This window comes from Bacillota bacterium (assembly GCA_023511455.1).
Taxonomy (GTDB): domain Bacteria; phylum Armatimonadota; class HRBIN16; order HRBIN16; family HRBIN16; genus HRBIN16.
In genome coordinates this window covers 1-10,403 of record JAIMBJ010000059.1, presented here as the reverse complement: position 1 = coordinate 10,403, position 10,403 = coordinate 1, and the positions used below count along the sequence as shown (strand labels likewise).

The following is a 10,403-nucleotide window of genomic DNA, read 5'->3' as shown; positions in this document are numbered from 1 at the left end:
CTGTGATACCATCGAAGCGTTTGGATATGTGACATTTCAAACTGGGAATTAAATGTGACTCGCCATTGGTAACAACACAATCGGGGTGCGTGGCACTTCCTTCGCAGCCCGGCAGGAACCGCCCACCTCTCGCCCCGAAACATCAGATGGTAGCTTTTGCAAACTGGAGGTCACCATGCCTGTCAAGATAGCCCTGATTGGCGCGGGGAGCCGGTCGTTCGGTCCTTCGACCGTACGCGATGTGTTGCTGAGTCAGCCACTTATCGAGGCGGGGGTTCACCTCGTGCTGATGGATAAGGTCGCCGAGCATCTGGTGGATGTGGAGCGATACGCCCGTTATGCGGCAGAGAAACAGGGCGTGAAGGTCACCATCGAGGCAACCACAGACCTGCAGCATGCGCTGGATGGAGCACGTTTCGCGGTGTGCGCCATTGAGGTGAACCGCTTCCTTTACTGGTCACAGGATTTCCATATACCGCGCAAGTATGGTTTTCGGCAGGTGTTTGGCGAGAACGGCGGTCCGGGTGGGCTGTTCCACGCGCTGCGCAACATGGCACCTACGGTGGAGATTGCCCGCACGATGGAGCGGCTCTGTCCCGATGCCTGGCTCATCAACTTCTCCAACCCCGAGCACAAACTGTGTGAGGCGGTATCGCGCCTGACCGGCATTCGCGTGGTGGGCTTGTGTCACGGTTATTTCATGGGGCTGGCGCAAATCGCCCACATTCTGGGCATTCCGGCGGAGCAGATAGAGGCGACTGCCTGCGGCATCAATCATTTCACCTGGTTTCAGACCATCCGCCACAAGCGCACCGGAGAAGACCTGTATCCCCTGCTGCGAGAGCGTGAGCGAGAAGGAGACTGGCTCGCCGAATGGCATGAGTATGGTCTGGCGCGCATCCTGTTCCGGCGGTTCGGACTGTGGCCCTCGCCCGCTCCCAATCACTACGGCGAGTACATCCGCTGGGCGGATGAGTTCGTGTGCAGTGAACTGCAATTCTTCTACGACCCCGCCGATGGACATCCCTGGCAAACCGGGCACGTCCCCGAGTTTGTCTACTCGCTCACCGGCGACCCCACCCGTCGCCCCTGGAAGCCGGAGCCGCCTGAACCCCGGCGGCTGGAAGATGCCCCCTTGCAGCCATCGGGCGAGCTGGCTGCGCCCATCATGGAGTCTATCGCCTGCGGTATTCGGCACAATCTGCCCGCAGTGAACGTGCCCAATCGCGGTGCAATACCCAACCTGCCCGACGAGACGGTGGTGGAAGTTCCCGCTATCGGCGACGCAGGGGGTATACATCCCCTGCAGATGGAGCCTCTGCCCGAAGCCATTGCCGCGATGCTACGCCTGCAGGCAAGCATTCACCAGCTGCTGGTGGAGGCGTTCGCTGAGCGGTCGAAAGAGAAACTGCTGCAGGCGGTGCTGCTGGAGCCGACGGTAGACTCTTACCGCAACGCCGTGCAGATGGTCGATGAGATGCTAGAACTGCAGCGGGAGGTGCTGCCGCCGTTGCATTAGGGTTTCGGCAACCGCGCGAAAATGTGCCTCTTCTTATCGGGTGTTCAGCATCAACCATGCACGGGGCGGCTTTGCAACGCGGCGCAACCGATGTGAGGGGATGGTCGTCATGTGTTTTGAAAACGCGCCTGTAGCGCTTTCACCCATTGCTTCGCCGCCCCCCAATGTGCTAAAATCCTTGACGTGAAATCCCCGGTGGGCGAAGGTTCGCTATGCCTCAGGACAAGATTATCGTTCGTGGTGCGCGTCAGCATAACCTGAAGAATATTACCGTCGAAATCCCGCGCGATAAGCTGGTGGTCATTACTGGCATCTCGGGCTCCGGCAAGTCCAGTCTGGCGTTTGACACCATCTACGCCGAGGGACAGCGGCGATATGTGGAGTCGCTATCCGCCTATGCCCGGCAGTTTCTCGGACAGATGGATAAGCCCGACGTAGACGACATCATCGGTTTGTCGCCCGCGGTTTCGATTGACCAGAAATCCACCAGCCGCAACCCGCGATCGACGGTGGCCACGGTCACCGAAATCTATGACCACCTGCGCCTGCTGTATGCACGCATCGGTATCCCGCATTGCCCCCAGTGCGGGCGCGAAATCACTCAGCAGACGGTGGAACAGGTGGTGGACACGATTCTTGCCCTGCCAGAGGGCACGCGCTTGCAAATCCTTGCTCCCATCGTGCGCGGGCGTAAGGGCGAATACCGCAAGGAGATGGAAGACGCCCGCAAAGCAGGATACACCCGCCTGCGCGTGGACGGCGAGATGATTGACCTGAGTGAACAGCCTATCCCCACGCTGGACCGCTACAAGATACACCACATCGAAGTGGTCGTCGACCGAATCGTCATGCGTGCAGGCATCGACAAGCGGCTCGCCGATTCGGTGGAGACCGCCATGCGCATGGGGCAGGGCGTGGTCATCGCGCAGGTGGTGGACGGGGAAGAGATGGTTTTTTCCGAGAACTTTGCCTGCGCCACGTGCGGCATCAGCCTGCCGGAGATCGAGCCGCGCTCTTTCTCTTTCAACAGCCCGTATGGCGCGTGTCCCGAGTGCCATGGGCTGGGCTTCAAGACCGAGTTTGACCCCGCACTGATTGTGCCCGACCCTACCAAAAGCATCGCTGAGGGCGCGATAGAACCCTTCGCCGGGAAGGACGGGCTGATACCCTACTACGAAGGGCTGCTACGCGGGGTGGCACACAAATTGGGCTTCACCATCCATACCCCGCTGAATCAGCTGAACGAGAAACAATGGCATGACCTTTTCTACGGTATCGAGGGCAATGTGACCGTCACCTTCCGCAACCGCTGGGGGCGCACGCGCTACTTCGACAGCGAGTTCGAGGGCATCATCGCCATGCTGCAGCGTCGCTACAACGAAACCGAGTCCGAGAACGTGCGCGAATGGCTGCAACGCTACATGTCCGACAAGCCGTGTCCAAAGTGCAAGGGATTGCGCCTGAAGGACGAAAGCCTGGCGGTGACAGTGGGCGGACTGAACATTGCTCAGCTGACCGCTCTGTCGGTGGAGGAGGCGCAACGGTTCTTTGACGACCTTCCGCTAAAGCTGAACGAGCGGCAACGCCACATCGCACACCAGTTGCTACGCGAGATACAGACACGGCTGGGCTTCTTGCTGGACGTGGGGCTGGGCTACCTGACCTTAGACCGACCTGCGGCGACGCTGGCAGGAGGCGAGGCGCAGCGCATCCGCCTTGCCACGCAGATTGGCAGTGGGCTGATGGGCGTGCTGTATATTCTGGATGAACCCAGCATCGGCTTGCACCAGCGCGACAACCAGAAGCTCATCCGCACCCTGCTGCACCTGCGCGATTTGGGCAATACCATCATCGTGGTGGAGCATGACGAGGAGACCATCCGCACCGCCGACCACATCATCGACATCGGGCCCGGCGCGGGTGAGCATGGCGGATACATCGTCGCGCAGGGCACGGTGGAAGACATTATCGCCTGCGAACAATCCATCACCGGGCAGTATCTCAGCGGTAAACGGCAAATCCCCGTACCTCTCATCCGCCGACAGCCGGGCGACCGCTGGCTGACCATCCGCGGCGCGCGCCAGCACAACCTGAAAAACATCACGGTGCGCATCCCTCTGGGATTGTTCGTGTGCGTCACGGGCGTGTCGGGTTCGGGCAAGTCCACGCTGATTCAGGAGACGTTGTACCCGCGCCTGATGTATCAAGTCTACGGCTCGCACCCGCTGTGGGGCGAACATGATGGGGTGGACGGCATGGAGTATATCGATAAGGTGGTGGACATCGACCAGTCTCCCATCGGGCGCACACCGCGCTCGAACCCTGCGACTTACACGGGTGTTTTCGACATGATTCGGGAGCTATTCGCCAGCACGCAGGATGCCAAAGTGCGCGGCTACAAGCCCGGCAGGTTCAGTTTCAACGTGAAGGGCGGTCGGTGTGAAGCCTGTAAAGGCGATGGCATCATTAAGATAGAGATGCACTTCCTGCCCGACGTGTACGTGCCCTGTGAGGTGTGCAAGGGCAAGCGCTACAACCGCGAGACGCTGGAAGTGAAGTACAGGGGCAAATCGATCGCCGACGTGCTGGACATGACGGTAGAGGAGGCTCTGGAGTTCTTCAAAGCCATCCCGCCGATTGCCCGCAAGCTGCAAACCCTGCACGACGTGGGGCTGGACTACATGAAGTTGGGACAGCCTGCTACCACTCTATCGGGTGGCGAGGCGCAGCGCGTGAAACTGGCAACGGAGCTCTCGAAGCGCGGAACAGGGAAGACGCTGTACATTCTGGACGAACCCACCACCGGCTTGCACTTCGCGGATATCGAGAAGCTGCTCAACGTGCTGCACCGCCTGGTGGACAACGGCAACACCGTCATCGTCATCGAACACAATCTGGACGTGATTAAGACCGCGGACTGGATTATCGATCTCGGTCCAGAGGGTGGCGCAGAGGGCGGCTACGTGGTGGCAGAGGGACCTCCCGAACTGGTCGCGCAGGTGGAAGCCAGCTACACGGGGCAGTTTCTGCGCAAGATGCTCGGGCAGAGGATACTGGCGGAGGTCGGTGCCCGCGAGTGACCGGGCTGCGGTTACCCCCGCAGGCTCTCGTGTGCCACAGTAAGGGCAAACACGTGCGCGGCTCCCACCTGCAACAACGCCCTGGCTGCTTCGTTCAGGGTGCTACCTGTGGTCCAGACGTCGTCCATTAACAGCACGCTCTTGCTGGCAATCTCTTCCGACCGCACGACGCGGAAAGCGTCTTTGACGTTCTGCGCCCGCTGTGCGGCGTTCAGCCCTACCTGTGGCTGGCGGTATACGGCACGCACCAGCACGTCGTCCCATAACGACAAGCCGACGGCGTGACAGAAGTGCCGCGCGAGAAGCACGCTCTGATTGAAGCCGCGCTCGCGCTCTCGTTCTCGATGGATGGGAATGGGAATGACCCCCTGCGCGGCGTGAAGGGGTTCGCTCAGTGCGCTGTGCCACGCCTGAATCAGCAATTGCGCCAGCGCAGGTGCCACAGCAGGTTTTGCGGCATACTTGAGGCGGTGGATAGCGTCTTTCACGGCTCCCTCGTAGTGCGCGGCGGCGCGCACCGCTTCGAGCAGCAGGGGATGGGTAGGGCAGGAAGGACAAAAACCTTCAGGGTCTATCGGAGTACCGCATTTGGTGCAAACGGGCGGCGCAATATACGAAACGCGACTGAGGCAATCCGCACACCAGTATTTGTAGCCCACCTGCGCACACGCGGCACAACGTGGCGGGTACAGCGCGTCCAGTACCTCTTGCCACGCTGTTTGCAACCACCTCATAGCGCGCGGGCGATAATCGCCATGCTGCGAGAGTCGAGTTTGGTTGTGTCGGGGATTTCGAAGCGGTTGCCGTCCATGTCGGTGATTATCAGGCGCGTGGGGGTCACCTCCTGCACGTTGTCGCGCAGGTGGCGCACCTGATACACCCTGCGCCCGCGGTTGGTCTGCACATCCCAGGTGATGGTGCCATACTCCTCGCGCACCGAGTACACCTTCTGCACCACAGGCACGAAGTATCGCCTGTCCAGCTCTTCCTCGATAATGCGGCGCGATTCGGGGTCCAAGCCGTGCAGCGATTTCAGGATGCCCACTTCCTGGTCCATACCGTCGCGCAAGCTGAGAAAGTGGTTCGGGTCGGACAGGGGAAAGCAGCGCACCACATGCACCCGCAGGATGCTCCGTTCGCCTTCGATGGTCATGCGAATCTGGCTGGAACCGGGCGTGCGGAACAGGCGGATTTGGGACGGCTCCAAAAAGCGCACCTCGAAGGTGGGCACGTCCCGAAAACGCAGCATGTCCAGACTGACACCACGACTGTCTACATTCATTCTGGTAATCCCCGAGTGTAAGGTTCTCAGAGACATTATACCTCACGATGCACCGCTCACGCCTGGGGGGCGGAGCTCCTGCCGGGCGGTCGGGGAAGGGTTCGGCTCACCGGCAGGTTTGCCCGCCCCAAATAACATCCGGACACCGCTCGGAAGGGCTATCACCAACCCGATGGAATAAACACCCGCCCCTGTTTCGCACAGGATTCTTAAAGTTACCTTAATCCCTGCTTAACTTCTGCTTAAATCTTAGTTGATATGCTACATCCAGTAAATTGATTAGTCGAAGGAGGTTAGCTATGAAACGTGGGTTTACGCTGATCGAGCTGCTAGTGGTTATCGCGATTATCGCGATACTCGCAGCCATCCTGTTCCCCGTCTTTTCGCAGGCGAGAGAAAAGGCTCGATCCGCCAGCTGCCTGTCCAACATGAAGCAGATTGGTCTGGGCGTCGTGATGTATGTGCAGGACTACGACGAGACCTACCCGATGGCGTACTACTACATCAACGGCGCTACCAGCCGAAACGGCTACGTGCAGTGGTCGGGAATGGTCGACCCATACGTCAAGCAGCTGAAGGGCAGCAGGACCGTGTGGGTGTGCCCCAGCCATCGTCTGGGCGGCTTTGCCCCCACCAACTTTCTGGACCTGAACAACGCCCCAGCGGGACAGGTTCCGCAGACGCCTGGCATTCAGGACATCCAGGCTGACCGTATCAGCTACATCGCCAACGAGTTGCTGATGCCGCGCAAGAAATACGCTGCCGTGCCGCAGAACGTGGTGTCTCTCGGGGCGGTGGATACTCCCGCGCAGGTCATCGCGGTGGCGGAGATTACCGATGTGCTGGGCGCGCTGAACGACACCTCGCCCACCGGCGGCGCGGCTATCAAGTCGCACCGTCCGACCAACGGCGTCTCCGATAACGGCAGGGTCTATGATGGTGAGGCTGGAGTAACCGGGCCGGTGTGTGCGCTTACTCCGCAGGAGGCGTGGGCAGCCATCCGCTACGCTCAGGCGAACAACAACGCCGGTGGTCAGCACCACATCGCTTATATCAGCCCGGACCGCCACTCGGGTGGGGCGAACTACATTTTTGCCGACGGGCACGCGAAGTGGCACAAACTGGAAGCCACTCTGGACACCCGCAACTTTCTCTGGGGCAAACGTGCCTATGCGGCTGGCGGCTTGACGGTGTATGACTGCGTGAACGGGGTACCGGTACAGTAAAACGGTGTCAATCAGACGTCTTGGCGGGCACTGAGTGGTCAGGCGTGCTACTCTGTGCCCGTTTTCGCTTGCAGGCTCGGCAGAGTCAGCGGGTAGTAACACGCCACGTGGTGCGCCTCTCCCGCAGGCTGCAGGGCTGGCTCCTCCAAACGGCATCTCTCCTGCGCGTATGGGCAGCGGGTGTGGAACCGACAACCTGTGGGTACTCGGATTGCGGTAGGTACCTCTCCGCTGGGCAGGCGACGGGGACGACGGGCTTTGGAAGGCACTGGCTCCAGCACCGCGTCCAGCAGGGTCTGCGTGTAGGGGTGCGCGGGTATGGTGAACAACCGCTCGACCGGCGCCACCTCCACGATTTTGCCCAGATACATCACCATCACCCGCAAGCACACCTGGCGCACCGCGTGCAGGTCGTGCGTCACAAACAGAATCGCCATGTTCATCTCCTGCTGCAGCTGGCGCAGCAGGGCGTGTATCTGCGCGCGGATGGAGAGGTCTAACGCGGAGGTCGGTTCGTCGGCAACCAGCAGGCGCGGCTGCGTGGCGATGGCGCGGGCAATACAGATGCGCTGACGTTGACCACCCGAAAACTCGTGAGGGTAGCGATTCAGGTACTCCTGTGGCAGTCCGACCCGCTCCAGTAAACGCGCCGCTGCGTGCTGCGCCTGCCTGCCGCGCGCGATACCATGTACCAGCAGCGGCTCGGCGAGGATGTCGGCAATGCGCATGCGAGGGTTCAGCGACGCCATCGGGTCCTGAAACACCATCTGCATCTCGCGGCGCAGGGGGCGCAGATCGCGCTCCGGCAGGCGGTGCAACGGCTTGCCGTCAAACCAGACTTCTCCGGCAGTCAACGGCAGCAGGCGCAGCAGTGCCCGCGCGAGGGTGCTCTTGCCGCTGCCGCTTTCCCCCACCAGTCCCACCGCTTCCCCCGGCTCCAGCATCACATCTACTCCGTCGACGGCACGTACCACCTCGCCGCGCGGCAGGGGAAAATGCACCTTTACCCCTCGCATCTGCACCAGCGGATTGGCGCTCATCGCACCGCCTCCAGCAGTTGTCGGGTATACGGGTGACCCGGCCGTTCCAGCACCTCGTAGACGGTTCCCGCTTCCACGATTTCGCCCCGATGCATTACCAGTACGCGGTCGCAGGTGTATGCCACCACGCCGATATCGTGCGTAATCAGCAACACCGCCGTGCCCTGTTGCTGTTGCATCTCGCGCATCAGGTGCAGTATCTGTAGCTGTACGGTGACGTCCAGCGCGGTGCTTGGCTCGTCGGCAATCAGCAGGCGCGGGTGGCAGATGAACGCCATCGCAATCATCACGCGCTGCCGTTGTCCGCCCGAGAGCTCGTGCGGGTAGCGGCGAGCAATGCGTTCAGGGTCGGGCAGATGCACTGCGCGAAGCATCTGCACTGCCAGCGCTTCGGGGTCACCCTCTGCGCGGTCGCGGTGTAAGCGCGCCGCTTCTGCCACCTGCTCACCGACGCGCATGACAGGGTTCAGGCAGGTGAAGGGGTCCTGGAATATCATGGCGATGTCGCCGCCGCGCACCTGACGCATCTGCGCCTCCGTAAACTGATGCAGGGGCATTGTATCGAACAGGATACTGCCTCCGACGATGCGTCCACTTGGCGGAAGCAGACGCATGATGGAGAGCGCGGTCATGGTCTTGCCAGAGCCGCTCTCGCCCACGATGCCCACCGTCTCGCCGGGCATCACCTCGAAGCTCACCTCGCGCACCACCGGCGGCTGCTGACCGAACGCGACCGTCAGTCCTTGCACGCGCAGCAGCGGTTCAGAAGCCGTACTCATGTGCCTTTGCCAGCCGTTCCTCCACGTAAGCGTAGAACTTGCGGTTAGGGATGCCCTCATGCGCCAGAACCATCGGGGCGTAGGGACGTCCCTGCACGTAAAGCAGATGGCTCTCCAGCGCGCACTGGTCGTGACGCCGGTCCACGCGCAAAAAATGTCGCAGACTGCTGTCGGGCACTTCGTCGCGCTGTTCCTCCGGCACCGCCGCCAAAAAGGTCAACCGGTAAACATCCTCCCAATCCATCTGCAGGTCTTTGAAGTTCTGCCAGATGAACTCGGCAATCTCGCGGTCTTTATCGCCGTACTCCAGCACGTATTTCTCCAGGGTGTCCACCGCATCCGCCAGAAACATGCCGACCGCCACCCCGAGATTCCACACTTTGCCTGCCATGACGATGGCGGCGTCATCAGACGCTCCCGGACCCACGCGATGGCGGATATACATATAGTGTACCTGCGGGTCGTGTGCATGTTCTGCTCCCACAATAAGCCCCTTGGCGCGGAACTCGTCCAGCTCATGTTCGTGCGCCTCTTTCGCCAGACGGCGTCCGTCCAGTCCCATCTGCTCCATCACCTGCGTGTTGACCAGGTATCCCCGACCGCCCCCAATGGTCCAGCCGGTGCGCTGTTCCACCTGTTTGCGTATGTCTGGGTCGTCGCGAAAGCCCCCCAGAAACAGCCCGCGCAGCACGTCCTCCGGCGCAACGGGCAGGTAACGCAGGGTACTGATGGTCAGCAGAGGGGTTCCCTGCTCGTCCATCAGTTCGGGGCGCTCGCCCTGTACCACGCGCTCGGCATAGCGTCGGATGTCGTCGATGAGTGCCTGTCGGGCGGTGCGGATGGCGTGCGGGTCACGGCGCAGGGCGCGGGCAATATGGTCAATGGTCGTGTTCGGATAGCGTTTGCCGTGAAAGGCGCCGTGCCCTTCGTGGGCGTGCCCCTCAATCGCCTGCATCAGCAGCAGTTCCTCCACATCCCAGCTGCAGCGCAGGGTCTCTTCGGCATCCATCTCCGCAAAGTCTCGCCGTATGATGTCCGGTGGAGCGACCAGGTCTTTTTGATGGCTCATCGTGCTGCCTCCATGTGACGCAGGATGGTTTCATCATAACACAAATGGGGGGCGAAAGGACAATCATTTGATGGCGAACCTGACCCCCCAGCCCCCTTGCCCACAGTGGAAGGGGCAGTGCAGGACGCCCTTCTCCTTGCAGGAGAAGGGATGGGGGTGAGGTTCAGGAAATCTCACCTACCTTCATGTAGCCGCACCCTTTACGGGTGAGCTGGGTTCTACGCAGGCTGAAGCCTGCGGCTACCTGCCGTTTCGTAACGCCCCTCTCCTCGCAGCAGAGGGGACGGGTGAGGTGCAAACACCCCTCTCCCGCAGCTTCGGGAGAAGGGCAGGGGTGAGGGCAAACCACCACCTCCGCCAGAAGATTTTTTCAAAAGTTTCCCGCCGACCCCCGCAAAAATGCCTTGA

8 protein-coding genes are annotated in these 10,403 nt (G+C 61.1%); 3 read left to right on the top strand and 5 right to left on the bottom strand.

What is annotated here, in order from left to right; translation table 11 throughout:
- Positions 1 to 175 precede the first annotated feature (175 nt).
- A complete protein-coding gene (locus K6U75_16945; protein MCL6476721.1) occupies positions 176 to 1,519 on the top strand; it encodes an alpha-galactosidase in 1,344 nt (447 codons plus the stop codon).
- A gap of 212 nt (positions 1,520 to 1,731) precedes the next feature.
- Positions 1,732 to 4,599 (top strand): excinuclease ABC subunit UvrA, encoded by a 2,868-nt coding sequence (gene uvrA / locus K6U75_16940; GenBank protein MCL6476720.1) that lies wholly within the window; start codon positions 1,732 to 1,734, stop codon positions 4,597 to 4,599.
- Positions 4,600 to 4,610: 11 nt separating this feature from the next.
- Here uvrA and K6U75_16935 read toward each other — a convergent pair whose 3' ends face one another.
- Both K6U75_16935 and K6U75_16930 read right to left on the bottom strand, forming a co-directional pair.
- Positions 4,611 to 5,324 carry a ComF family protein gene (locus tag K6U75_16935; GenBank protein MCL6476719.1) on the bottom strand — a complete coding sequence of 238 codons (714 nt, stop codon included), beginning with the start codon at positions 5,322 to 5,324 and terminating at the stop codon, positions 4,611 to 4,613.
- 5 nt (positions 5,325 to 5,329) lie between these two features.
- On the bottom strand, positions 5,330 to 5,881 hold the full coding sequence (locus tag K6U75_16930; GenBank protein ID MCL6476718.1) for a DUF1854 domain-containing protein: 552 nt from the start codon (positions 5,879 to 5,881) through the stop codon (positions 5,330 to 5,332).
- Between the two features lie 299 nt (positions 5,882 to 6,180).
- On the opposite strand from K6U75_16930, the gene K6U75_16925 reads away from it, so the two are divergent.
- Positions 6,181 to 7,107, top strand: a complete 927-nt coding sequence (locus K6U75_16925; GenBank protein ID MCL6476717.1) for a DUF1559 domain-containing protein — start codon at positions 6,181 to 6,183, stop codon at positions 7,105 to 7,107.
- 47 nt (positions 7,108 to 7,154) lie between these two features.
- Here the strand turns inward: K6U75_16925 and K6U75_16920 are convergent, their stop codons facing one another.
- The 3 genes from K6U75_16920 to K6U75_16910 are packed head-to-tail and all read right to left on the bottom strand — an operon-like array spanning position 7,155 to position 9,995.
- Entirely contained in the window at positions 7,155 to 8,147 is a 993-nt protein-coding gene (locus tag K6U75_16920; GenBank protein MCL6476716.1) for an ABC transporter ATP-binding protein, read from the bottom strand.
- A complete protein-coding gene (locus K6U75_16915) occupies positions 8,144 to 8,986 on the bottom strand; it encodes an ABC transporter ATP-binding protein (GenBank protein ID MCL6476715.1) in 843 nt (280 codons plus the stop codon). The genes K6U75_16920 and K6U75_16915 overlap by 4 nt, the downstream gene beginning before the upstream one ends.
- Positions 8,910 to 9,995, bottom strand: a complete 1,086-nt coding sequence (locus tag K6U75_16910) for a hypothetical protein (GenBank protein ID MCL6476714.1) — start codon at positions 9,993 to 9,995, stop codon at positions 8,910 to 8,912. The genes K6U75_16915 and K6U75_16910 overlap by 77 nt, the downstream gene beginning before the upstream one ends.
- Positions 9,996 to 10,403: the final 408 nt, after the last annotated feature.

What these genes read in the sequence shown, in the direction of transcription:
- K6U75_16910 (MCL6476714.1), bottom strand. Translation starts at nt 9,995, where the DNA reads ATGAGCCATCAAAAAGACCTGGTCGCTCCACCGGACATCATACGGCGA.
- K6U75_16925 (MCL6476717.1), top strand. Translation starts at nt 6,181, where the DNA reads ATGAAACGTGGGTTTACGCTGATCGAGCTGCTAGTGGTTATCGCGATT.
- uvrA (MCL6476720.1), top strand. Translation starts at nt 1,732, where the DNA reads ATGCCTCAGGACAAGATTATCGTTCGTGGTGCGCGTCAGCATAACCTG.
- K6U75_16930 (MCL6476718.1), bottom strand. Translation starts at nt 5,881, where the DNA reads ATGAATGTAGACAGTCGTGGTGTCAGTCTGGACATGCTGCGTTTTCGG.
- K6U75_16945 (MCL6476721.1), top strand. Translation starts at nt 176, where the DNA reads ATGCCTGTCAAGATAGCCCTGATTGGCGCGGGGAGCCGGTCGTTCGGT.
- K6U75_16920 (MCL6476716.1), bottom strand. Translation starts at nt 8,147, where the DNA reads ATGAGCGCCAATCCGCTGGTGCAGATGCGAGGGGTAAAGGTGCATTTT.
- K6U75_16915 (MCL6476715.1), bottom strand. Translation starts at nt 8,986, where the DNA reads ATGAGGGCATCCCTAACCGCAAGTTCTACGCTTACGTGGAGGAACGGC.